General features: G+C 63.8%; 21 protein-coding genes. 12 read left to right on the top strand and 9 right to left on the bottom strand.

Annotated elements, in window-relative coordinates; genetic code table 11:
• The first annotated feature begins 52 nt into the window (after positions 1-52).
• The 3 genes from xylF to BLV45_RS20350 all read left to right on the top strand — a co-directional run bounded on the left by xylF (position 53) and on the right by BLV45_RS20350 (position 3,939).
• Positions 53-1,081: a D-xylose ABC transporter substrate-binding protein gene (gene xylF / locus BLV45_RS20360; protein WP_090535809.1), complete on the top strand. Its 1,029-nt coding sequence runs from the start codon at positions 53-55 to the stop codon at positions 1,079-1,081.
• Positions 1,082-1,177: 96 nt separating this feature from the next.
• Entirely contained in the window at positions 1,178-2,743 is a 1,566-nt protein-coding gene (xylG, locus tag BLV45_RS20355; protein WP_090536309.1) for a D-xylose ABC transporter ATP-binding protein, read from the top strand.
• On the top strand, positions 2,740-3,939 hold the full coding sequence (locus BLV45_RS20350; protein WP_090535807.1) for a sugar ABC transporter permease: 1,200 nt from the start codon (positions 2,740-2,742) through the stop codon (positions 3,937-3,939). Before xylG ends, BLV45_RS20350 begins: the two co-directional genes overlap by 4 nt.
• A 132-nt stretch (positions 3,940-4,071) precedes the next feature.
• Here the strand turns inward: BLV45_RS20350 and BLV45_RS20345 are convergent, their stop codons facing one another.
• Together BLV45_RS20345 and BLV45_RS20340 are read right to left on the bottom strand one after the other, a co-directional pair.
• Entirely contained in the window at positions 4,072-5,421 is a 1,350-nt protein-coding gene (locus tag BLV45_RS20345; RefSeq protein WP_090535805.1) for an MFS transporter, read from the bottom strand.
• A gap of 78 nt (positions 5,422-5,499) precedes the next feature.
• The gene (locus BLV45_RS20340; RefSeq protein WP_090535803.1) at positions 5,500-6,435 is read right to left on the bottom strand and encodes a 2-hydroxyacid dehydrogenase; all 936 of its coding nucleotides are present in this window, start codon (positions 6,433-6,435) and stop codon (positions 5,500-5,502) included.
• A gap of 160 nt (positions 6,436-6,595) precedes the next feature.
• On the opposite strand from BLV45_RS20340, the gene BLV45_RS20335 reads away from it, so the two are divergent.
• Positions 6,596-7,501, top strand: a complete 906-nt coding sequence (locus tag BLV45_RS20335) for a LysR family transcriptional regulator (RefSeq protein WP_090535802.1) — start codon at positions 6,596-6,598, stop codon at positions 7,499-7,501.
• Between the two features lie 39 nt (positions 7,502-7,540).
• Here BLV45_RS20335 and BLV45_RS20330 read toward each other — a convergent pair whose 3' ends face one another.
• Positions 7,541-7,837 (bottom strand): hypothetical protein, encoded by a 297-nt coding sequence (locus BLV45_RS20330; RefSeq protein ID WP_090535800.1) that lies wholly within the window; start codon positions 7,835-7,837, stop codon positions 7,541-7,543.
• A gap of 235 nt (positions 7,838-8,072) precedes the next feature.
• On the opposite strand from BLV45_RS20330, the gene BLV45_RS20325 reads away from it, so the two are divergent.
• A complete protein-coding gene (locus BLV45_RS20325; RefSeq protein ID WP_090535798.1) occupies positions 8,073-9,179 on the top strand; it encodes a GGDEF domain-containing protein in 1,107 nt (368 codons plus the stop codon).
• Positions 9,180-9,225: 46 nt separating this feature from the next.
• On the opposite strand, the gene BLV45_RS20320 is transcribed toward BLV45_RS20325, so the two are convergent.
• The 3 genes from BLV45_RS20320 to BLV45_RS27640 all read right to left on the bottom strand — a co-directional run bounded on the left by BLV45_RS20320 (position 9,226) and on the right by BLV45_RS27640 (position 13,501).
• Positions 9,226-10,956, bottom strand: coding sequence for a peptidoglycan D,D-transpeptidase FtsI family protein (locus BLV45_RS20320; protein WP_090535797.1), 1,731 nt, complete (start codon positions 10,954-10,956; stop codon positions 9,226-9,228).
• 261 nt (positions 10,957-11,217) lie between these two features.
• A complete protein-coding gene (locus tag BLV45_RS20315) occupies positions 11,218-12,762 on the bottom strand; it encodes a methyl-accepting chemotaxis protein (protein ID WP_090536307.1) in 1,545 nt (514 codons plus the stop codon).
• 595 nt (positions 12,763-13,357) lie between these two features.
• Positions 13,358-13,501, bottom strand: coding sequence for a hypothetical protein (locus BLV45_RS27640; protein ID WP_176954217.1), 144 nt, complete (start codon positions 13,499-13,501; stop codon positions 13,358-13,360).
• Between the two features lie 41 nt (positions 13,502-13,542).
• Here BLV45_RS27640 and aepX point away from each other — a divergent pair, with 41 nt between their 5' ends.
• From aepX to BLV45_RS20300, 3 genes are read left to right on the top strand one after another with little or no spacing between them, the layout of a single operon-like run.
• Positions 13,543-15,243, top strand: coding sequence for a phosphoenolpyruvate mutase (gene aepX, locus BLV45_RS20310; RefSeq protein WP_090535795.1), 1,701 nt, complete (start codon positions 13,543-13,545; stop codon positions 15,241-15,243).
• Positions 15,240-16,418 carry a phosphonopyruvate decarboxylase gene (gene aepY / locus BLV45_RS20305; protein ID WP_090535793.1) on the top strand — a complete coding sequence of 393 codons (1,179 nt, stop codon included), beginning with the start codon at positions 15,240-15,242 and terminating at the stop codon, positions 16,416-16,418. The genes aepX and aepY overlap by 4 nt, the downstream gene beginning before the upstream one ends.
• Positions 16,418-17,485 carry a 2-aminoethylphosphonate aminotransferase gene (locus tag BLV45_RS20300; protein WP_090535791.1) on the top strand — a complete coding sequence of 356 codons (1,068 nt, stop codon included), beginning with the start codon at positions 16,418-16,420 and terminating at the stop codon, positions 17,483-17,485. Before aepY ends, BLV45_RS20300 begins: the two co-directional genes overlap by 1 nt.
• 35 nt (positions 17,486-17,520) lie before the next feature.
• On the opposite strand, the gene BLV45_RS27635 is transcribed toward BLV45_RS20300, so the two are convergent.
• The 3 genes from BLV45_RS27635 to BLV45_RS20290 all read right to left on the bottom strand — a co-directional run bounded on the left by BLV45_RS27635 (position 17,521) and on the right by BLV45_RS20290 (position 19,278).
• Positions 17,521-17,682 (bottom strand): hypothetical protein, encoded by a 162-nt coding sequence (locus BLV45_RS27635; protein WP_176954216.1) that lies wholly within the window; start codon positions 17,680-17,682, stop codon positions 17,521-17,523.
• Positions 17,683-17,807: 125 nt separating this feature from the next.
• Entirely contained in the window at positions 17,808-18,524 is a 717-nt protein-coding gene (locus tag BLV45_RS20295) for a PIG-L family deacetylase (RefSeq protein ID WP_090535790.1), read from the bottom strand.
• 163 nt (positions 18,525-18,687) lie between these two features.
• Positions 18,688-19,278, bottom strand: coding sequence for a nucleotidyltransferase family protein (locus BLV45_RS20290; RefSeq protein WP_090535788.1), 591 nt, complete (start codon positions 19,276-19,278; stop codon positions 18,688-18,690).
• A 589-nt stretch (positions 19,279-19,867) separates the two neighbouring features.
• On the opposite strand from BLV45_RS20290, the gene BLV45_RS20285 reads away from it, so the two are divergent.
• The 4 genes from BLV45_RS20285 (at position 19,868) to BLV45_RS20270 (ending at position 24,094) form a co-directional block, all read left to right on the top strand.
• Positions 19,868-21,436 carry a sensor histidine kinase gene (locus BLV45_RS20285; RefSeq protein WP_090535785.1) on the top strand — a complete coding sequence of 523 codons (1,569 nt, stop codon included), beginning with the start codon at positions 19,868-19,870 and terminating at the stop codon, positions 21,434-21,436.
• Positions 21,423-22,073, top strand: coding sequence for a response regulator transcription factor (locus BLV45_RS20280; protein WP_090535781.1), 651 nt, complete (start codon positions 21,423-21,425; stop codon positions 22,071-22,073). The genes BLV45_RS20285 and BLV45_RS20280 overlap by 14 nt, the downstream gene beginning before the upstream one ends.
• A 127-nt stretch (positions 22,074-22,200) precedes the next feature.
• A complete protein-coding gene (locus BLV45_RS20275; protein WP_090535779.1) occupies positions 22,201-22,587 on the top strand; it encodes a response regulator transcription factor in 387 nt (128 codons plus the stop codon).
• Positions 22,588-22,885: 298 nt separating this feature from the next.
• Positions 22,886-24,094 (top strand): efflux RND transporter periplasmic adaptor subunit, encoded by a 1,209-nt coding sequence (locus BLV45_RS20270; RefSeq protein WP_090535777.1) that lies wholly within the window; start codon positions 22,886-22,888, stop codon positions 24,092-24,094.
• The last annotated feature ends 7 nt before the right edge of the window (positions 24,095-24,101 follow it).

Genomic DNA, 24,101 nt, shown 5'->3' with positions numbered 1-24,101 from the left:
TGATGCACGGCCTTTCGATGCAGCACGAAACGACCATAACGAGGAGTGAGACATGAAATTCAAAACACGCCGTTCCCTGCTGGGCACGCTCCTGTGCGGAGCGATGGTAGCCAGCCTGTCTGTCGTCGCGCCGCTCGCGCACGCGAGCAAGGACCACCCTGAAATTGGCTTCTGTATCGACGATCTGCGTGTCGAGCGCTGGTCGCGCGACCGCGACTATTTCGTCGCCGCCGCGCAGAAGCTCGGCGCCACGGTGTCGGTGCAATCGGCCGATGCCAGCGAGGAACGCCAGATCGCGCAGATCGAAAACCTGATCTCGCGCGGTGTGGACGTGATCGTCATCGTGCCGTTCAATTCAAAGACGCTTGGCAACGTGGTGGCCGAAGCGAAGAAGGCCGGCATCAAGGTCATCTCGTATGACCGCCTGATTCTCGATGCCGACGTCGACGCCTACATCTCGTTCGACAACGAGAAAGTAGGCGAATTGCAGGCCCAGGGCGTGTACAACGCGCAGCCCAAGGGCAACTACTTCCTGCTTGGCGGCGCGCCGACCGACAACAACGCGAAGATGCTGCGCGAAGGCCAGTTGAAGATTCTCAAGCCGGCAATCGACCGCGGTGACATCAAGATCGTCGGGCAGCAGTGGGTGCCGGAGTGGAGCGCCTCGACCGCGCTTCGCATCACGGAAGACGCGCTCACCGCGAACAACAACAAGATCGACGCGATCGTGGCATCGAACGACGGCACCGCCGGTGGCGCGATCCAGGCGCTGGCCGCGCAGAAGATGGCGGGGAAGGTGCCGGTGTCGGGCCAGGATGCCGACCTCGCGGCCGTGAAGCGCCTGATTGCCGGCACGCAGACCATGACGGTCTACAAGCCGCTCAAGCTGATCGCAGGTGAAGCCGCAAAGCTCGCGGTGGATCTGGCGAAGGGCACGAAGCCGGCGTTTAACGCGCAATACGACAACGGCAAGAAGAAGGTCGACACGGTGCTGCTGCAACCGACGCTCCTCACGAAGAGCAACGTCGACATCGTCGTGAAGGATGGCTTTTACACCCAGTCGCAACTCGCGAGCCAATAAGACGTAAGACGTGCGCGGCTTGTCGTCATCCCGCTAGCTAAGGATTAAAGCCAGGGGATGACCGAAGCCGCGCACTTTGCAACGAGGCAGACGCGAATGGCGCAATCATTGCTGACGATGCGCGGCATCGTCAAATCGTTTTCCGGCGTCAAGGCGCTGGATGGCATCGACCTCGCCGTCTCACCGGGCGAATGTGTCGGCCTGTGCGGCGAAAACGGCGCGGGCAAGTCGACGCTGATGAAAGTGCTTTCCGGTGTGTATCCGCACGGCACATGGGACGGCGAGATTCTCTGGGAAGGCCAGCCGCTCAAGGCGGCGAACGTGCGCGACACGGAACGCGCGGGCATCGTCATCATTCATCAGGAACTGATGCTGGTGCCGGAGCTTTCGGTGGCCGAGAACATTTTTCTGGGCAACGAAATCACGTTGCCCGGCGGGCGCATGAACTACGCGGCGATGTACCGTCGCGCCGATGAACTGCTGCGCGAACTGGACATTACCGGCATCAACGTCGCGCAGCCGGTGATGAACTACGGCGGCGGTCACCAGCAGCTCATCGAGATCGCCAAGGCGTTGAACAAGCGCGCGAAGCTGCTGATTCTCGACGAACCGTCGTCTTCGTTGACGGAGACGGAAACGCGCATCCTGCTCAACATCGTGCGCGACCTGAAAAAGCGCGGCGTGGCGTGCGTCTACATCTCGCACAAGCTCGACGAAGTCGAGGCGGTGTGCGACACGATCACGGTCATCCGCGATGGCCGGCACGTGTCGACCGGGCCGATGCGCGAACTGACCACCGAACGCATCATCGCGATGATGGTCGGGCGAGAAATCAGGAACCTGTTTCCGCGCGAGCCGCACGAAATCGGCGACGTTATCTTCGAGGCGCGCAACGTGACGTGTTACGACGTCACGAATCCACGCCGCAAACGCGTCGACGACGTCTCGTTCACGCTGCGGCGCGGCGAGATTCTTGGCGTGGCCGGGCTCGTCGGCGCGGGGCGCACCGAGCTGATGCAGGCGGTGTTCGGCGCCTATCCGGGCACCAGCACGGCGAGCGTGATGCTCGAAGGCGCGCCGCTCAGGATTCGCGCGCCGGTCGACGCGATCCGTGCCGGCATCGCGATGGTGCCGGAGGATCGCAAGCGTCACGGCATCGTGCCGCAACTGGGCGTGGGGCACAACATCACGCTCGCGGTGTTGCAACGCTTTGCCAAAGGCGGGCGCATCGACGCCGCCGCCGAACTCGACACCATCCACACGGAAATACGGCGGCTGTCGATTCGCGCCGCGCATCCGATGCTGTCGATCGCGAGCCTTTCGGGCGGCAACCAGCAAAAGGCCGTGCTCACGAAGATGCTGCTGACGAATCCGAAGGTGCTGATTCTCGATGAACCGACCCGCGGCGTCGATGTGGGCGCGAAGTACGAGATTTACAAATTGATCTTCCAGCTCGCGCAGCGCGGCATGGCGATCGTGATGGTTTCGTCGGAGTTGCCGGAAGTGCTTGGCATCAGCGACCGCGTGCTCGTGATCGGCGAGGGCGAGTTGCGCGGCGACTTCATCAACGACGGCCAGACGCTCACCCAGGAACACCTCCTGACGGCCGCACTGAACCCTGTGAATTCTTCCATGACTCAAACCGGAGCGAGTGCCGCATGACTCCCGACGTCACTTCCCAAAGCCCTGGCGACGCGGCTTCGTCCGCCTCGTACGGCAACGGACAGCGTTTCCAGCAACTGTTCGCACGCTACAAGATTCTCGCGCTGCTGCTCGCAGTCGCGGCGATCTGGATTTTCTTCTCGTTCCTGACGCATGGCGCGTTCGTCACGCCGCGCAACCTGTCGAACCTGCTGCGACAGATGTCGATCACCGGCATGCTGGCCTGCGGCATGGTGTTCGTCATCATCGCGGGCGAGATCGATCTGTCGGTGGGGTCGCTGCTTGGATTGCTGGGCGGCGTCGCGGCGATTCTCGACGTGAACCGTCACTGGCCGCTTGCCGTGACCGTGCCCGTCGTGATGGTGCTCGGCGTGCTGGTCGGCATGTTCAACGGGTGGTGGTCGACGTACCGGCGTGTGCCTTCGTTTATCGTCGGCCTGGGCGGCATGCTCGCGTATCGCGGCATCCTGCTCGGGCTCACGGGCGGCTCGACCATCGCGCCCGTCTCCGATGGCCTCGTGTTTCTCGGCCAGGGCTACCTGCCGCGAATCGCGGGCGACACGCTCGCCGTCGTGATCTTCGCGCTGCTCGCGCTGCTGACGGTGCGCCAGCGCCGCAACCGGCAGCGCTATGAACTGCCGGTCGTGCCGGTCTGGCAGGACGTCGCGAAGATCGTGGGCGCAGGCGTGATCCTGTTCGCGTTTATCGCCACGCTCGACCGCTACGGCGGCATTCCGGTGCCGGTGTTGATGCTGCTCGCGCTGCTGGCCGTTTTCACGTGGATCGCCACGCAGACCGTGTTTGGCCGTCGCATCTACGCAGTCGGTTCGAACCTGGAAGCCACCCGGCTTTCGGGCGTCAATACCGATCGCGTGAAGCTCGCGATCTTCGCGTTGATGGGGCTGATGTGCGCGTTTGGCGGCATCGTCAACACGGCACGGCTCGCGGCCGGCTCGCCCTCGGCGGGGACGATGGGCGAACTCGACGCGATCGCCGCGTGCTTTATCGGCGGGACATCGATGCGCGGCGGCTCGGGTACGGTGTACGGCGCGTTGATCGGCGCGCTCGTGATGGCGAGCCTCGATAACGGCATGTCGATGCTGGACGTCGACGCTTACTGGCAGATGATCGTGAAGGGCGGCATTCTGGTGCTGGCCGTGTGGATCGATGTGGTGTCGGGATCGAACCGACGTTAGGTAACGTGATGGTTTCGCTCATCGTCATGCCGACTGAACGGCGCAACGCGTAGGGAGACCATTGTCGCCCTACGCGTTGCGGTGATTGCTGGAAACCGGCGAACGATGCGAGTCGGGCGCCGGTTGAAAAACCTAAACCTTCAGCTCGATCCGCTTAAAGCGTCCGGCAAGGACACCGTACGCGAGTATGGCAACGATTCCGTGCGCCCCCACGAACCACAGCGCGCGGTCAAACGAGCCCGTGCTGGCCACGACAAAGCCGATCACAATCGGTGTCACGATTCCCGCCGTATTGCCGATGCCGTTGAACACGCCACCGCTCAGGCCCGTCATTTCACGCGGGGCAACGTCGGCGACAACTGCCCAGCCGATTGCACCGAGACCCTTCCCGAAGAACGCCAGCGACATGATGATGACCACGGCCGTGTTGCTGACGGCGAACGGTGCGGCCATGACGACCGTTGCGAGGACCATCCCGATCATGAACGGCGTCTTGCGGGCGAACGAGACGGAGAAGCCCCTGCGAATCAGATAGTCCGACAGCGCTCCACCGATAATGCCGCCGCTGAACCCGCAGATCGCCGGCAGTGCCGCGACCATGCCGACGGTCATGATGTTCATGCCGCGTTCCTTGACGAGGTAAATCGGAAACCAGGTGATGAAGAAGTAGGTCAGCGCGGTAATGCAGTACTGGCCGATGTAGATGGCCCACAACATACGGCTCGTGAACAGCGTGCTGATTTCACGCCGCGTGAAGCGCCGGCGGTCCTTCGTCACGCCTGTGTCGAGTCCGACAAGCGCGCCGTTCTCAGCGATGAATTCGAATTCGTCCTTGCTCATGCGTGAATGCGTCTTCGGGTCGCCCATTGTGGCGAACCAGATGCATGCAGCCACAAGGCCGAGTCCACCCATGAAGAAGAACACGTGGTGCCAGCCGAACGCGTGGGTGAGCCATGCCATCAACGGCGTGAAGATGACGACTGCAAGATATTGCGCCGAGTTGAAGAGCGCGCTCGCCGTGCCGCGTTCAGAAGTCGGGAACCAGGTCGCCACAACGCGCGCATTGCCCGGGAACGCTGGCGCTTCGACGAGCCCCAGCATGAATCGCATGATGAACAACGCGATGGTGGCGGAGGCGGTCGTGGAGAAAATGGAGACGGTGCCCTGGCTGATGGTGAAGAGCGACCACAACACGATGCTCGTCCCGTATACGCGCTTTGCGCCGAAACGGTCGAGCAGCCACCCGCCCGGAATCTGGCCGATTGCATAAGCCCATCCGAAAGCGGAAAACACGATACCGAGCGAGGCCGCCGTGAGGCCGAGGTCTTTCGCCACGAACGTTCCGGCAATCGAGAGCGTTGCCCGGTCCGCGTAGTTCAGGACCGTGACGAAAAAAATCAGACCGAGGATGTAGTAACGGAAGTGCCCAGCTCTGGCCGTGGTGGCCCGCGCGGGGGCTGCTGGGATATCGAAAGTCTTCATATGTCTCCTCCCTGTTCCCGGGATGGTTTTTTGAAAGCGCTGGCGCTGGCGGCGCTCATGCGTTGAATACGCTGAAAATCAAGGTGTCACACTGGTGTCCGGGCGACGACCAGCGAAGCTGGCGGCGAGGCTCGCCAGCACGATGTCACCCATCGCGACGCGGGTCTGAACGGTCGCGCTCGCGCGATGAGGTTGCAGGACGACGTTTGCCAGTGAATACAGTTCGGTCGGCACGTTCGGCTCGTCCACGAAAACGTCGAGACCGGCGCCAGCGATGCGCTTCGTTGTGAGCGCCTGCACGAGATCGGCTTCGTTGACGAGCTTGCCGCGCGCAACGTTGATGAGGTAGCCGTCGGGGCCAAGGGCGTCGAGCACCTCGGCGTTGATGATGCCTTCGGCTTCGTCGGCCGAAGCCGCGAGAATCAGCGCGTCGCTTTCGTCGGCGAGCTGACGCAGTCCTGGCACAAACAGGTATGGGACATCACCGATTTCGCGCAAATCCGTGTAGCTGACCGGGCATCCGAACGCTGCGGCGCGCGTGGCAATCGCCCGCCCGACTCGCCCGAGACCGACGATGCCGACCTTCATGCCGCTGAACTTCCGCGCAAGCGGTAGCGCCGACTTTCCCCATTGACCGTCGCGCACATAGCGATCACCGATGCATAGCCCACGGCACGCCGAAATCAGAAGGCCGATGGCGAGGTCAGCGACGTCGTCGGTCAGCACGCCCGGTGTGGTCGAGACATGGATGCCACGCGAGCGCGCGTAGGCGAGGTCGACGGCATCGGTCCCGATCCCGTTGATCGCGACGATGCGCAGCGCCGGCAGCGCGTCCATGATTTCGTTGCTGATGCCCGACGCGCCACCTGTAACGACACCTGTTATAAGCGGACCCACTTCCCGGAGGAAGCCCCGTTTGTCCGCGTGCTGGTAATACCGGTGAACGGTATAGAGCGCGCCGAGCTGCTCGTCGAGCGAGGGAAGTACCGGGTTGATGAGAAGAACGTCAGACATACAGGTGCCTCGGACAATACGCACGTCGGAAAAACCGCGTTGGAACGACTGGGTTCGTGCGCAAAAAACGCACGCGCGGCCATGAAAGTGAAACCGAGTATAGGCGGAGGATCAATTAAGGTCTAAGCTATATTCGGCATCGAACAATTCAAAAATTGAAATGATTATTGAGCTGAATCACCTGCGATGTTTTGTGGCGGTTGCCGAGGAATTGCACTTCGGACGGGCCGCCGCGCGGTTGTTCATGACCCAGCCGCCCTTGAGCAGACAGATCCATTTGCTGGAGGAGGCGCTCGGTCTGGTGCTGCTGGAGCGCAACAGCCGGAGCGTCCGGCTGACTGACGCCGGACGCGTGTACTACGACGACGCGGTGAGAATCCTGCGGCTGTCGGACCAGGCCGCCGACCATGCGCGCAGGGTTGCGCGTGGAGACTCGGGCCAGGTCACACTGGGCTTCACGGCGGTGTCCGGATATCAACTGATGCCGGAGCTGCTTTCCGCGGCGCGCGCGAAACTGCCGGGTATCAAGGTCGTGTTGAAGGAGATGGTTTCAGTGGAGCAGGTCAAGGCACTCGAGACACGCGTCATCGACCTTGGCATCATGCGCTCGCAGTTCGCGACGAAAGGGCTCGCGTTTTGTCATCTGGTGCGTGAGCCTCTTCTCGTTGCCATGCCCGCGACGCATCTGCTCGCAAAGCGCCGGTCGATAGCGGCGAAGGACCTCGAGGATGCGCCGTTCGTGATGTATTCGGCAGACGGCGGCAAATACTTTCATGACCGGATAACGGCGCTTTTGAACGCTGCCGGGGTGAGGGTGAACTTCATGCAGTTCATGGACCAGACGCATACCATCGTCGCGCTGGTTCGCGCCGGAACGGGCGTCGCCATCGTGCCTGCTTCAGCCAGGGAGTTGTGCTTCGACGACGTCGTCTTTCGCCCGGTGTGGACTCCGGACGCTTACGCGGATATGGACCTTGCGTGGAGTGAAGACCCGCGTAGTGCGGCAGTGGAAAACTTCAGGATCTTCGCGATCAACCATTTTGCGGAAGTGGCGAAGCGGCGGTAGGTGTCTGGTTCGCGAAATCGCATGGGCGCCGCCAGCCTGTCAGTGTTGGCGATAGCCGCGCCACTTCGCACGACGCCACCTGAATAAAACATTCAATCCGGACACGGCAAATCCGACGATGACGAGTGCGATACAGAAATAGAGCAGAACCGAGAGAACCTCCATGTCGTCGGGGTTCGCCATTTCGTCCTGACCGAGGATGTGCAGCATGGCACGAAGGAACCCGTCGACAGCGTCCGGCATGTTGAACGGTAGCGTCAGGAAAAGTCGCACAAGAAAAAATGCGCCGATGACTGTCAGCGCAAGATTTCCGACGTAAAGCATGGTTTTTTTCATCGGACTTCTACTGTTCCATATGCTTTTAGCGTTGTTCCTGGCACCGGTAATTCGGGTGGATGTGAACGAAGGTATCGCCAACCCGGATCATAAAGGAAGCCGGGCATCCCACCGGATCGCCCGCGCGTTTATCCCGCATTGCCCCGGAAAAGCGCTCAAGCCCCGGAAAAATCGGCCGATAACAGGACAGATGAGGCCAATGTGTACGCCTCGCCCTGTCCGCTCAACCGATAACGTGACGAATCTCGCCCAAACGCCGCTTTCCGATCGCCTTCGCGCGCTGATCGACACCGTCCAGCACAACGAGCGCACGCTTCGTCGCTTCCAGGACGTCGAACTGCATCTGATCGGCGCGCAGGACTTCCGGTCTTTCCTCGATACGCTGTTCACCCGCCTGCCGCGCGAATTCACGCTGACAAGCGTGCTGCTCTGGCTCGACGACCGCGCGCCGATGCTGCATGAACTGCTTTCGCCAGAGGCGCCTTACCGGCCCGCCAGCCACCAGCTGAAAACCGCGCGCCAGATCGGCGAGGCGGGCGCGCAACTTTGTAAAGAAGGCCGTCCGTGGCTCGGCAAGGCGCGCGACATGGGCGAAACGGCACGCAATGCGTTCTTCGAGGGCCAGACGCCCGCCGCCAGCGCGATCGTGTTGCCGCTCACGAGCGGCGACCGCGCGATGGGCTATCTTTGCCTTGGCAGCGACAACGCAGGGCGCTTCGCGGAAGGCATGGCGACCGACATCCTCGAGCGCTTCGCGACGATCGTCAACGCGAGCCTCGACAATGTCGCGCACCGCGAGCGGCTCAAGCAGCTCGGCATGACCGACGCGCTGACGGGCCTCGCGAACCGCCGCTATTTCGACGAGCGCCTGCGCGAGGAAACCACGCGCGCGGCGCGCTATGCGTTGCCGGTCGCGTGTCTCTTCATCGACATCGACGGCTTCAAGCAGATCAACGACGCGTACGGCCACCCCATGGGCGACCGCGCGCTCGTCCACGTCGCCGCCTGCGTGCGGCAACAGGTGCGGCTCGGCGACACGCTCGCGCGTTACGGCGGGGAAGAGTTCGCCGCGCTGCTGCAAGGCGATCTGAAGGATGCGATGGTCGTCGCTGAACGCGTGCGTCAGGCGGTGTCGAAGCTCGAACTGTTCGACGAAAGCGGCACACGAATCGACCTGACGGTGTCGATCGGCGTGTCGGCGCGCACCAGCAAACGCCGCGACGATCCGTCGACGCTCGGCGAAACGCTCATCGACGAAGCCGACCGCGCGATGTACCTCGCCAAGCGCAACGGCCGCAATCGCGTGCGGGCGCTCCCCGGCGATGCACCAGACGCGCTTTAGGCTTTAGGCGTCAGAGGCAAAAGGCACGCAGCCGCGCATCACGGCATCAAGCGTCCGGCGGCACGCCGAGCAGTTGCAGCGCGCCCCCGGCCACCGATGAAAACACCGGACCCGCGACCGTGCCGCCATAAAACGCGCGGCCAGCCGGATCGTCGATCATGACGGCGACGATCAGCCGTGGATCGCTCATCGGCGCCATGCCGACAAAGAGCGCGCGATAGCGGTTCTTTGCGTAAGTCGCGCCGACCTGCTTGCGCGCCGTGCCGGTCTTGCCGCCCACCCGATAGCCTTCGATCGCCGCCGCGCGGCCGGTGCCGCCTGGCCCCGTCGCCATTTCGAGCATCGAGCGGATCGACGCCGCCGTCGCGGGCTTCGTCACGCGATGGCCCGGGCTGCGCGGTGCGACGTCGATGCCAGGCTGCGCGTGATCGAGCAGCAGCGTGGCCGGATGCAGTGTGCCGTCGCCCGCGTAGGCGGTATAGACCTGCGCGATCTGCAGAAGCGACGCGGAGAGTCCATAGCCGTACGCCATCGTCGCCTGCTCGATGGGTCGCCAGCGCTTGTACGGCCGCACCTTGCCCGCCGCGACGCCGGGAAACGTCAGCGCCGGTGGCTGGCCGAGCCCATATTCTTGATACTTCGTCCAGATCGTTTCCGCCGGCAGGTTCAGCGCGAGTTTCGCGAGCGCGATGTTGCTCGACTTCTGCACCGCCTCGGCAACCGTCATCCGGCCGTGATCGGACGTGTCGTGAATCACGTCCGGCCCGATCCGGTAACTGCCCGGCGCCGTGTCGATGAGCGATTGCGGACGCGCCTTGCCTTCGTCGATCGACAACGCGACGATGAGCGGCTTGATCGTCGAACCCGGCTCGAACGTGTCGACGACCGCGCGGTTGCGCAGCTGCCGGCCGGTCAGGCGCGCGCGGTCGTTCGGGTCGAACGTCGGCCAGTTCGCGAGCGCGAGCACTTCGCCGTTGCGCGCGTCGAGCACGACGACGCTGCCGGCCTCCGCGCTGTGTTTCTCGACGGCCGCGCGCAGTTGCGCGTGCGCAAGCTGCTGGATGCGCCGGTCGATCGTCAGCTGGACTGTCGCGCCGTTCTGCGCCGGCACGAGCGGCCGTGTCTCGGACACCACGCGGCCGAGCCGGTCGCGGATCACTTCGCGTTCGCCCGGCGCGCCGCTTAGCCACGCGTCGGCGGCGAGTTCGATGCCCTCCTGGCCCTTGTCCTCGATGTCCGTGAAGCCCACCACGTGCGCCGCCGATTCGCCTTCGGGATAGAAGCGCTTCGTGTCGGCAATCTGCGTCAGGCCCGCCAGCCCGAGCCGGTCGATTTTTTCGGCGGTATCGGCGTCGACCTGGCGCCTGAGCAGCACGAACTGCCGGTCGCCAGTGAGTCGCCGCCGCAGTTCGGCAACCGGCATGTCGACCAGCTTCGCGAGCGGCGCAATTGCACTCTCCTTGATGAGTCGTGGCGTCGCCCAGATCTCGAAGGTCGGGAGGCTCACGGCGAGCATCGCGCCATGCCGGTCGACGATGCGCCCGCGCGTGGCGTCGAGTTCGATCGTGCGCTGATAGCGCTTTTGCCCCTGCTCGATATAGAAGTCCTGGTTCGCGACCTGGATCCAGAACGCGCGCCCCACCAGCGAAGCAAACGCCACGGAGATGATCAGGACGACGAGCTTCGAGCGCCACATCGGCAGACGCGAGGCGAGGAGCGGATTCTGCGACGCGCCCGCGTGCGGATCGCGGTGCGGCGGGGTGTGCTTTGAGTTCATGGCACTGATTGTAATGAGATCGTAATCTCTATACCAGCGCGATGCGGAAAAGGGCGAGGCGGGCGGGTGTCGGCCCGCGAGAGGCGGAGCCCGAAACGGCGCCGCGAAAAAGAAAATGCCCGGCCGCGGTGTGTTTTAAAAGGTTTTAAAAGCCTGGCCGGGCGATTCGTTCTATCACTGCGTCGTCCCCGACGCGGCGTGTTTGCGAGGCGCTATCGATCTCCGGGCGCCTTCTTTTTGATCCTGCCTGCGACTACGCGCTCAGGCCGGCAGCGAGAAGCTCGCGATCGCTTCGCGCAGCGCGCCCACCTGATCCTTCAGCGAATGCGCGGCGGCGGCGGCCTGCTCCACGAGCGCCGCGTTCTGCTGCGTCACCTGGTCCATTTCGCCCACCGCGCGGTTGACCTGCTCGATGCCCGCGCTCTGCTCGCGCGACGCGTTGCTGATTTCCGCGAGAATCTCGTTCACGCGACGCACCGACTGCACGATCTCCGTCATCGTCGAACCGGCGTTCGTCACGAGCGACGCGCCTTCTTCCACGGTATCCGTCGAGGTTTCGATCAGCGCCTTGATTTCCTTCGCGGCCGTGGCGGAGCGTTGCGCGAGGCTGCGCACCTCGGAGGCCACGACGGCGAAGCCGCGTCCCTGTTCGCCGGCGCGCGCCGCTTCCACGGCGGCGTTCAACGCAAGAATGTTGGTCTGGAACGCGATGCCGTCGATCACGCCGATGATGTCGCCGATCTGTCGCGAGCTGCTGGTGATCTCGCCCATCGTGCGCACCACGTCCTCGACGACCTTGCTGCCGCGCTTCGCGACATCGGCGGCCTGGCCGGCCAGTTCCGCGGCCTGCAACGCGTTGTCGGCGTTGTGCTTCACGTTGGCCGTCATCTCGTCCATGCTCGACGCGGTTTGCACGAGCGCGGCGGCCTGTTCCTCGGTGCGCTGCGAGAGGTCGGTGTTGCCGGCGGCGATTTCCGTCGCGCCGACGTTGATGTTGTCGGTGCCGGTGCGCACGCGCGAAACCGTTTCGACGAGACCTTGCTGCATCGTATGCAGCGCGAACAGCAGGCTGCTGTGATCCTTGTGGCTCAGTACCGGCACGGTCGCCGCGAGATCGCCGTGCGCCATGCGTTGCGCGGCTTCAACGGCCACTTCCAGGTCGCCGCCGAGCGTGCGGCGCACGCTGCGCAGCACGACCATCATCACGATCGTCGCGACGCCGCCGAGCAGGGCCGTGATCAGCAGCCAGCGCAGCAGGTTCGCGTAGAACGCGGCCTGCACGTCGTCCATATACATGCCGGTCACGATGAACCAGTCCCACGGTGCGAAGCGAAGCACGTAGCTCGTCTTCGCGACTGGTTCCTGGCTGCCGGGCTTCGACCACAGATAGTCGACGAAGCCGCCGTGCTCCGAAGTGCCGGCCTTGACGATGTCGAGGAACAGATGGTTGCCCGCCGGGTCGGCGAACTGGCCGAGGTGCTTGCCGACCAGTTCCGGCTTGATCGGATGCATCAGCATCACGGGCTGCGAATCGTTGATCGACAGATAACCGTCCGTGCCGTAACGCATCGCGGCGACGGTGGCGAGCGCCTGTTTCTTGGCTTCCTCTTCGGTGATCGTGTGCTGCTGCGAAAGGGTGTAGTAGTGATTGACGATGCTGTTGGCCTGCTGGACCAGCGCCGTCAACTGGTCGCGACGGTCGGCGATCATCGACGTACGGTTCTGTATCGCGCCGAACGCGCCGATCAGGATCAGACCGATCCAGAGTACGGCGATCATCGAGCCGAGCTTTTTATTGAGGGTCATCTTCTGCATGGTGGATGCGTTTTCCGTCGGTCGAAGCGGGCTGGATTGAGAGGCTGGCAACCCTGACGAAGCGGGCAGGGAGGCGATGCCATGCTCGCGTTTACGGCAGCGCGCGCGGCACGGCACAGGAAGGGGAAACCCGTAATCCGCAGACAAAAAACGGGATATTCCGGCATGGCGAAAGGCAGTTTTACGCGCCATGCGGCATTAATCCGTTCGAATATCCGCCGAAGTCGGGATAACCGGAATGTGGTTTAATCATGCGCGGTTTTATTCAGCTAATTTCGCCAGAATATGCCACATGATGCGCATAAAAATTACACAATTTTCACCGCTACTCCATCAATTGCCATAAGGCTCGCAGCCAGAAGACAGTGTGGTTTTATTTCGTTTATAGTCGCCACTTTTAGTTCGCGAGATACCGCGTTATATCGTCACCGGGCGATCGATCGGGGCAGATAAAAATCCGGATGGGACGCGGGGTTTTTCGCCCATTCCTGCTCATTCCTTTAAGCCCGATTTTCTTTTGTGCCGGAAAACTCATGCGAGCCATTAGTCTTGCCGCGGGATCTGGCTCGCGCCTTTAGCCGTTGCTTTAACCCGCCACTTGAATCCGCCGCATGAAGCGGCGTTGCGCGAGTTGCGGCTCGAAGGCCATCGCCCGTTCGATATCGCGGACGCCACCGTCGCGCCGTGAATCGAAACCGGTTTTCCCAACGATGTGGCGCGTGCCGGCCATGAAATCCAGCCGCGCCTTCAGAGGACTGTAGGAGTCACACGATGAATGCAAGAGATCCCCAATTCCTGAGCACTTCACGCAGCGCACGCCTGCGCCAGATGCTGGTGGGCAACGAGCTCGAATTCCTGATGGAAGCCCACAACGGCCTGTCGGCGCGCATCGTGCGCGAAGCGGGTTTCCGCGGTATCTGGGCGTCGGGCCTCGCGATTTCCGCGCAATACGGCGTGCGCGACAACAACGAGGCGAGCTGGACCCAGGTGGTCGACACGCTCGAATTCATGGCCGATGCGAGCGACCTGCCGATCCTGCTCGACGGCGACACCGGCTACGGCAACTTCAACAACGTGCGCCGTCTCGTGCGCAAGCTGGAGCAGCGGGGTGTGGCGGGCGTCTGTATCGAGGACAAGCAGTTTCCGAAGACCAACAGCTTCATCAACGGCGAGCGCCAGCCGCTCGCGGAAATGGATGAGTTCTGCGGCAAGATCAAGGCCGGCAAGGATTCACAGACGGACGACGATTTCTCGATCGTCGCGCGTGTCGAGGCGCTGATCGCCGGCTGGGGCATGGACGAAGCGCTGCGTCGCGCGGAAGCGTACCGTCAGGCCGGCGCCGACGCGATCCTGATCCACAGCAAGCTGTCGCGCCCCGACGAGATTCTCGAATTCGCGCGCGAATGGGCCGGCCGCGGCCCGCTCGTGATCGTGCCGACGAAGTATTACAGCACGCCGACCGAAGCGTTCCGCAAGGCGGGCATCAGCACGGTGATCTGGGCGAACCATCTGATCCGCTCGGCGACGACGGCGATGCAGGCGGTCGCGAAAGAGATCCACGCGCACGAGACGCTCGTCGATGTCGAGGACCGCATCGCGCCGGTCAACGAAATCTTCCGCCTGCAGGACGCCGACGAATACTCGGAAGCCGAAAAGCGCTACCTGTCGGCCTCGCGCGCGTCGGGCGCGGCGGTGGTGCTGGCCGCGAGCCGCGGCGCGGGCCTCGAAGCCGTGACGACCGACCGTCCGAAGGTCATGCTGCCGATCGCGGGCAAGCCGCTGCTGCGCTGGCTCGTCGACGCGTTCAAGAAGCAGGGGGTGAACGACATCACGGTGGTGGGCGGCTATCGCGCCGACGCCATCGACACGGCGGGCGTGAAGCTCGTCGTCAACGAGCGTCATGCGCAAACGGGCGAGCTGGCGTCGCTTGCCTGCGCGATCGACGGCCTGCAAGCCGACACGGTGATTTCGTACGGCGACCTGCTGTTTCGCAGCTATATCCTGCGCGATCTCGTCGAGAGCGAAGCGGACTTCAGCGTGGTGGTCGATTCGTCGCTGGCGGAGACCGAGAACAGCAGCGTGCGCGACTTCGCATGGTGCTCGGCGGCCGATGACCGCGGCCTGTTCGGCAACAAGGTGCGGCTCACGCGTGTCGCGAGCGAGCCGCTCGACGCGCAAAAGCCGGATGGCCGCTGGGTCGGTCTGCTGAACGTGCGCGGCGCAGGGCGCGAGCGTCTGAAGGCCGTTGTCGCGAAGCTGCGCGAGCAACAGGATTTCGACACGCTCGACATGCCGGCGCTTTTGAATGCGCTCGTCGAAGCGGGCGAGCAGATCGAGGTGCAGTACGTACACGGCCACTGGCGCGGTGTGAACGACCTCGAGGATTTTCGTCGCGCCGGCGACTTCGCGCACGCACAGACGCCGTTTGCCGTGGGCGGCACGAGCGACACGAGCGGCGGGGAGGCCCGATGATCGAAGCCGCGCAATTCGTCGAGGCGGCGCGCGAGCGCGGCTTCGACTGGTACGCAGGCGTGCCGTGTTCGTATCTGACGCCGTTCATCAACTACGTGGTGCAGGATCCGTCGCTGCACTACGTGTCGGCGGCCAATGAAGGCGACGCGGTCGCGCTGATCGCGGGCGTGACGCTGGGCGCGAAGAACGGCCGGCGCGGCGTCACGATGATGCAGAACTCCGGTCTCGGCAACGCGGTGAGCCCGCTCACGTCGCTCACGTGGACGTTCCGGCTGCCGCAACTGCTGATCGTGACGTGGCGCGGCCAGCCCGGCGTGCCGGATGAACCGCAGCACGCGCTGATGGGCCCGGTCACGCCGGCCATGCTCGAAACGATGGACATTCCGTGGGAGACGTTCCCGACGGAAAGCGACGCCATCGGTCCGGCGCTCGACCGCGCCATCGCCCACATGGACGAAACGGGCCGCCCGTATGCACTCGTGATGCAAAAGGGCAGCGTCGCGCCTTACGCGCTGAAGCAGAACGCGACGCCCGCCGCGCGTGCGCCGCAGGCGGCGCGTTCGGTGCCGGCCGGCGTGCCGCAGGACGCGTTGCCGTCGCGTCACGACGCGTTGCAGCGCGTGATCGCGCACACGCCGGTCGATTCGACCGTCGTGCTCGCATCGACTGGTTTTTGCGGCCGCGAACTCTACGCGATCGACGACCGTCCGAACCAGCTCTATATGGTCGGCTCGATGGGGTGTCTCACGCCGTTCGCGCTTGGTCTGGCGCTCGCGCGTCCGGACCTGAACGTGGTCGCGCTCGACGGCGACGGCGCCGCGCTGATGCGCATGGGCGTCTTCGCGACGCTCGGCGCGTATGGTCCGTCGAACCTCACGCACGTGCTGCTCGACAACGGCGCGCACGATTCGACCGGCGGCCAGGCGACTGTTTCGCCGGCGGTGTCGTTCGCGGGTGTCGCGGCGGCGTGCGGCTACGCGTCGGCCGTCGAAGGCGACGAGCTTGCGCTGCTCGACGAGGTGCTCGGCTCCGCGCCCGCGAAGGACGGTACGCGCTTCGTGCGCGTGTCGATCAGGCGCGGCACGCCGGATGGCCTGCCGCGTCCCACCATCACCCCGCCCGATGTGAAGACGCGCCTGATGCGCCACATCGGCACGGATCAAGGAGTGCGTTGATGCTGTTGCTCAATCCCGGCCCCGTCACGCTGACCGAACGCGTGCGCCAGAGCCTGCTGCAAACCGACCTGTGCCATCGCGAGAGCGAATTTTTCGACCTGCAGGAAGAGGCGCGCACGCGTCTCGTGAAGCTGTACGACCTCGACCCGTCGCAATGGCAGGCCGTATTGATGACGGGCTCCGGCACGGCGGCCGTCGAAAGCATGATCGCGGCGCTCGTGCCGGAAAACGGCAAGCTCCTGATCATCGAAAACGGCGTGTACGGCGAGCGCATCACGCAGATCGCGAGCCAGTATCGCATCGCGCATGAAGCGCTGAAGCACGACTGGATGGAGGCGCCGGATCTCGCGCGCGTCGCCGCGTGTCTCGACGGCGATCGCGGCTTCACGCACGTCGCCGTGATCCATCACGAAACGACGACGGGCCGCCTGAACGACCTCGCGGCGCTCGGCGCGCTCTGCCAGCAACGCGGCATCCGTCTGCTGGTCGACGGCGTGAGCAGCTTTGCCGCCGAAGCGATCGACTTCGTCGACGGCGGCATCGACGCCGTCGCCGCCACCGCGAACAAATGCGTGCATGGCGTGCCAGGCGCCTCGTTCGTGATGGTGCGCCGCGCGGCGCTCGCGAACGCGGCAAGCCGCACGTTCTATCTCGACCTCGGGCGTCTCGCGAAGCTTCAGGATCAGCGCAACACGCCGTTCACGCCTTCGGTACACGCGTACTACGCACTCGTCGAGGCGCTGCGCGAACTCGAGGACGAAGGCGGCTGGACCGCGCGTCACGCGCGTTACGAGGCGCTCGCCGAACAGGCGCGCGCGGGGCTGGCCGCGCTCGGGATCGAAAGCGCGGTGCCGCCGGCGCAGTCGTCGGTGGTGTTGCGCGCGTACCGCTTGCCCGCGGGCGTCACGTACCCGCAATTGCACGACGCGCTGAAGGCACGCGGTTTCGTGATCTACGCGGGGCAGGGCGGCCTGTCGGCGGAACTGTTCCGCATCTCGACGATGGGCAACATCCATCCGGCCGACATCGACCGTCTGTTGCAAGGCTTCGCCGAACTGGCGCGCTGAGCGGTTCGCCGGGCCGTGCCTGGAGTGGCCCCGGCTCAGCCGGGGTCGTTCACCGGGTCCTTGCTGGGCGGGCCGTCGGGATGTTGCGGTTCATCGTTGTGTCCCGGCGAAGGCGGCGCGAGCGGATCGCCTTCGGGGTCGCGTGTCGGGTCCGCGAGCGGATCGGGAACCGGGCTGGTCTGCATCTGATACGTCATACCTTACCTCGTATCCGGAAGGCGTCCGACGCGCGCGGCGGCCGTGCCGCCCGCTGCGCGCGGGACATTCTGTCTAGCGTAGGCCAAATGAAGGCTGTCTGCAGGTGTCTCTCGTGCGGTGGCGCTCATTTTCCTGCATGACGCGCCGGCCGGTGCGTCATGCTCAACTGCCAGTAACGTTCCGGCGCGAATACGTCGTCGCAGCCATGCGGGCCGAACGCGCGTAACTGGCTGGCGTACGCGTTGACCGCGTGACGCTTGATGATGGCCTGGCGCGCCGGATCGATCGTGTGCAGCGCGTCCGGACGCGCGGGCGTCGCGACGATGCCGCGTCGCGCGAGTTCCTCGAGCCGGGCCTCGACGACGCCCGGCTGGCGCCGGTGAATCGCTTCCTCGTAACCGAACCACGCAAGATGCGCGAGCCGCGGCAGCAGTTCGCAGCACGCGTCGGAGACGAGTTCGTGGTCGCTGTGAAAAAGGCCGACCGGCATCAGCAGCGTGTTGGCCGTCGAGCCGTAGATGATCTCTTCGAGCGCGGCGGCGAGCGTGCTGATCGACGGTGAATCGAGGTACTGGCCGTCGCGAAACGGCATGCGCACGGGAATCGCGTCGAGTGCGGCGAGCGCGTTGTTGTCCTCGATCGTGCGGGCATGCACCGCTTCGTGGGCGCCGCCGAAGCCGGACAGGGCGTCCCATTCGGTATGCATCTCGTGCGCGGGCGGCGCGGCGAACACCGTGCAGACGGCGGCATCGGGATGCGACGCAAGCAGCGCGCCGCAACTGAATACGGCGTCGTCGAAATGCGGGGATACGATGAAAAGACGCGGACTGGTTTCGCTCATGGCCTCGTGCGTGACGCACAGCCCGCGCCGGAGCGGATGATGCGCGTGCGTGTCGGATGGTTGCTTTCAGCTTAGACCTGATCGGCGAAGCTTGTGTGACCACGTGAGCGGGGCGCAAGCGGCGTGCCCGGCATGAGTGCGGATCAAATCACACAGGCCAGGATCAGGCCAGCCCCAGCAGATCATCGGGCGTGTCCACGTCGCGCAGAATGCCGGGATCGTCGACGTCCAGCCGGGTGACCTCGAACCGCCTGAACAGGTCGCGCGCACCGGTGTCGCCGTCGAGCGCGACGAGCGCGTCGAAATGGCCGGCGCCGAATCCCGCCGGATGTCCGCGCTCGCCGTTGTAGAACGGCGCGACGAGCGTGGCGCCTTCATCGAGCTTGCGGGCCACGGCCTCGACGGTCGAGATCGCGATGCGCGGCATGTCGGCGAGCGACACGATCCAGCCTTCGGCGTCGCGGCTCGCCTCGACGGCGGCCGCGAGACTCGCGCCCATGCCGCGTTCGGCGTCGCTCGAAAACACCACTTCGCAGCCCGCGTCGTTCAGCACGCGCGCGAGCGCGTCGGAGCCGGGCCGCACGACGGCGAGCACGCGCGGCACGATCATCAGCAGACGGTGCGCGGCCTCATGTGCGACCGGCCGGCCTTCGGGCAGACGCGCGAGCAGCTTGTTGCGAACGCCTGCCGGGTCGAAGCGCGACCCGTAACCTGCGGCCAGCAGCACGCCAGTGGCGGACGACGCATAAGCCATGGGACGGCACCGGGGAGAGGAGATAGTCGGATTGTGCGGCGCAACGCTTCATCAGGCAAGCCGGGATGGTTGCAGGGCGGGTCGCGGCGCGGATGTTGGCGGTCGGGTCGCCTTTGCCGTCAGTAGCGCAGCCAGAAAGACAGGTTGACCAGGGCGTGCCTGGTCCAATGCAACGGCTATCCAGTACAGAGGCGTCGAGTTGAGAGCCAGAAGAATATCCGTGTACTTCATTTGCTATTTCCTCACCGCGTACTAGGATTGATTTACCGTTCGGTTACCCGGTCCTGGAAGTTTTTACCGGGATTTCCATCTGGCTGACGGTGTCTACGCCCAGCCCTTCCATCTGCCACGCCAGCAAATCGCCAGACAGGCAACGCACAACAAAGGTGACGACTCGAAAGCTTGCCCATGACGCACGCCTTGAGCGCGCACTGACGAGCGAATCACGATTCCGGGCTTACGGCCGGCTTCGTAACATCGAGCGGCGGTAACCCGCCTTCGGGTCAAGGGGCTTTGCCTCTTATGGAAGTCCAGAGCGAGTTCTTGTCTGCCCATCTCGCGGTGCCGACCTTTGAGAGGCGGTTCGGCCATGAGCATCGTCATGCCAGTCACTGTCGTGCTGGAAACGTCAGCCATCCTGTGGTTGCTGACGGTGCTGGCGCGACGCCAGCGGGCGGCGACATCGATCGGCAGTCGTCATTCGCCACGTCTGTCAGCGCGTTACGCCGCGCGTGTCATGCTCGGCCTGCGTGTGGTGCGGGCACGCTTGTTCAGGATGACGAGGAGTGCCAGTTCTTTCGATTCGTTGGCTAAAGCAGGTTCGTCAGAAGAGACATGCGAGCCTCGCACGGGAAACCTTCGCGTCCCGGGAGCGGGTCAACGTGGCGCGCGCGCCGGGCATCCATTTGCAGAGCGACTCAGCACGATGGCTTCCGCAAGAGTCGTTCATCGGGAACCTTTCGAGCGTGGCGGACAACCGGTGCGGCTGGTGGGTTCTCACGCCGGCGGCGCGGTCGAACGGGAGAGTGGTGAGCGTTACTTTCGCAAGGCGCTGGCGCTATTGCCGTTCGCGGTTCTGGTGCTGGACGCGCATGGCCTGATCGTGATGGTCAGCCCGCAAACCGCGAAGCTGTCTGGATACGAATGCGACGAAATAATCGGGAAATCTGTCGAACTGCTGGTGCGGGACCTCCACTTCGATAGCGATGCCCGCTTCTGGGTAGACCCGTCCGCGGTACGGCAATCTCGCGGCATGGCACCTTCGCACGAGCTGTCCGCGCGGCGCAAGGACGGTACGGAGTTTCCCGTTGAAATCGGCTTTAGTGCATTTCGCTTCGATGGCCACAACGTAACGCTTGCATTCATCGTCGATCAGTCGGATCGATATGAGCTACACCGCAACCGCCAGGAACTCGCCCATCTGACGCGGGTGTCCACCATGGGCCAGCTGGCCTCATCGCTAGCCCATGAGCTGAACCAGCCGCTTACCGCGATCCTGAGCAATGTGCAGGCCGCGCAGCGGTTCATGGCTGCTGATCCGATCGATCTGGATGAGGTGCGGGAGATCCTGAATGACATCGTTCAGGATGACTACCGGGCAAGCGAAGTGATTCGGCGCATTCGTGCAGTCGTCAGGAAAGGCGATCTGGAGGTCGCGCCACTCCACCTCGCGTGCGAGATTCGTGACGTGGTCGTTCTGATGCGCAGCGACGCGATTGTGCGCGGAATGCGCGTAGTGCTCGACATCGACGGCGATCTGCCGCCGGTGCGTGGCGACAAGGTGCAGTTGCAGCAGGTCATCCTCAACCTTCTGCTCAACGCATTCGACGCGATGAACAATGTACCGCCGCTTGATCGTGTGGTCTCCGTGACGCTTCGGCCCGGGAACAACGGCATGGTCTGTATCGCCGTTCGCGATCGGGGTCATGGACTGACCTCCGACAAGCTCGACAAGATCTTCACCCCATTCTTTACATCAAAACCCCAGGGGCTCGGGTTGGGATTGTCGATTAGTCGCTCCATCATCGACATGCACCGCGGGCGACTCTGGGCCGAAAACAACATCGATCGAGGCGCGACGTTCTATGTCACCCTGCCCGCCGAGGATATGACTGCGACGGGGCAGGACGAGTCGCGAACTGGCCATGACGGATTCTGATTCGCTCGTGTTCGTCGTCGACGACGACGATTCCGTGCGCCGTGCGCTCGCGCGTCTGCTTCAGTCCGCCGGCTATCGGGTAGAGACATTCGATTCGGCACGCGCATTTCTCGACAGGATACGCGCCGATCGCTGTCCTGCGTGCCTGGTACTGGATATCCAGTTGCCGGATCTCAATGGTCTTGAACTGCAGCGCGAACTCAATGCGGCATTGCCGATCATTTTCATCACCGGGTACGGGGACATCCCCATGACCGTGGGAGCAATGAAGGCGGGGGCGACCGATGTCCTGCCGAAACCGGTGCGTGACACCGATCTGCTTCGTGCTATTGGACAGGCGTTCGAGTGTGTGGCGCAAACCCGCGCCGTCCGCCGCGAACTGGATGCAATCCGTATGCGTCTCGGACGGTTGACACCTCGCGAGCGGGAAGTGATGGCGCTCGTCGTGACCGGCCGTCTGAACAAGCAGGTCGCTGGCGAACTGGGCACGGTCGAAAAAACGATCAAGGCTCATCGCGCGCGGGTGATGGCGAAGATGGAAGTCTCGTCGCTCGCCGAGCTCGTTCGCGTCGCGGACAAGGTCGGCCTCGGTGGTGCTGCTGAAACACGCGCATCGCACCAGGCAGCCGCAATCTGACGCGTTTCGCTTTCCCGGTGCCCATTCGGGACCAAGGTCCACTATCGGCAAACCTGTCTGACTCGTAGGCTGTGTCGTATGGGGGAATACGCTTCTGCGTGCATTCCCGGACACCGGGCTATTCACAATGGGAAAACTCAAACCATTCGTTGTCGTCGTCGATGACGATGAATCGGTGAGCCGGGCGATCAGGAGACTGTTGCGCTCGATCGGAATCGCCGCCGAAACGTTCGCAAGCGGCGACGCGTTTCTCGATGTCCTGTCGTCCATGCCGTCGTATCGCCCTGACTGCGTGATTCTCGATGTGCAGATGCCAGGGCTGAACGGGCTGGAAGTCCAGCGACGTCTATCCGGTAGCGGCATACCTGTCGTTTTCATCACTGCCCACGATGACATCGGCGTGCGCGAGCACGCGCTCGCAGCCGGTGCGGTCGCCTACCTGCGCAAACCGTTCAACGACGAACTGTTCGTCAAGACGGTACGTACTGCCCTCGAAGGCGATCAGCCGCCGTAGCGCAAGCGCGTGCGAATTCAGACGGTATGGGACCAAAGGCCAATTGTTTTAACGGGACGCAAACACCACTATTCACGTTGCCTGCGAGGAATTTGAGGTGCAAACGCGTTTCATGCCGTGATGTCGATTTCTGGATGGAGCACGCATCCTGATCCAGTGCCTTCGGCTGATTCTCGCGGTACCCCTCTTTCTGTCCGGCCAAAGGGCAGAGCGCGCGGAAGCAAAACATTGACACCGCCGAATGCCAGATCGTGGCTACACGGTCCGGTAGACATCGATCGAAACAGGAGAGACATCCATGAGCAGGAAATGGTCACGTCTCGCGTTCGCCATGCTCGCGCTGTGTGCCGGCTGTCATAAAGCGGCTACGTTGCCCGCTCCCGGCGCGATCGAAGTCACCGTGATGCAGGTCGCGGCGCGCGATACGCCGGTCGATTTCGAATTTACCGCGCAAACGCAGAGTTCCCGCGAAGTCGAGATTCGCGCGCGCGTCGACGGTTTTCTCGACAGGCGGGTCTATACCGAAGGGCAACGGGTGCATGCCGGGCAGACACTCTTTCTGATGGATCCCAAACCATTCGAGGCCGTTCTGCAGACCGCAAAAGGCGAGCTTGCGCAGCAGCAGGCCAGGCTCGGCGTCACGAAAGCGAACCTCACTCGCGTGATCCCGCTGGCTGCGCAGAACGCCGTGAGCAAGAAGGATCTCGACGACGCGACCGGCAATGAAAAGCAGGCGGAAGCCGCGGTGATCGCCGCGCAGGGACAGGTGCAAACCGCCCAGCTGAACCTCAGCTATACAACGATCAAATCTCCGCTCACCGGCTTGTCGAGCTTCGCGAGGCAACAGGACGGCACCTATGTTACGGCCGCCGCCACGGGACTGCTGACCTACGTTTATCAGCTCGATCCGATGTGGGTCAACTTCAGCCTCTCGGAGAATGAATTGCTGAAGTACCGCGACGAGACCAGCAAAGGCCTGTTGCGGTTTCCGGCCAATAACGACTTCGAAGTGACGGTGATTCTGGCCGACGGCACGGAATTTCCGGACCGCGGCCATATCGATTTCACCAATCCGGCCTTCAGCACGCAAACCGGTACGTTCCTCGTTCGCGCCTCGTTCGCGAACCCCAGGGGCACGCTGCGCCCCGGGCAGTTTGTCCGTGCGCGGGTGTCCGGCGCCACGCGTCCGAATGCGATTCTCGTGCCGCAACGCGCGGTCCTGCAGGGTGCGAAGAGTCACTTTGTGTGGGTCGTCGACAGCGATTCGAAGGCGCATCAACGGGTAGTCGAGGTCGGCGAGTGGCACGGCGACGACTGGTTCATCTCGCAGGGATTGCGGCCGGGCGAAAAGGTGGTCGTGGACGGTGCGATCCGTGTTGCCGCCGATACGCCGCTGAAGATCGTCGCGGCTCCGGCAGCGCCCGCGGCACCTGCCGCGGGCGATGCACCGGCGAGCGGCGCAGGAAAGGCCGGGGAGCGCACGGCTGACACCACGGCGGCGAAGTGAGCCGGCC

This window comes from Paraburkholderia sartisoli (assembly GCF_900107685.1).
Taxonomy (GTDB): Bacteria; Pseudomonadota; Gammaproteobacteria; order Burkholderiales; family Burkholderiaceae; genus Paraburkholderia; species Paraburkholderia sartisoli.
Note: the sequence above shows the minus strand (reverse complement) of the source record. Positions and strands in the feature narration are given on the sequence as shown.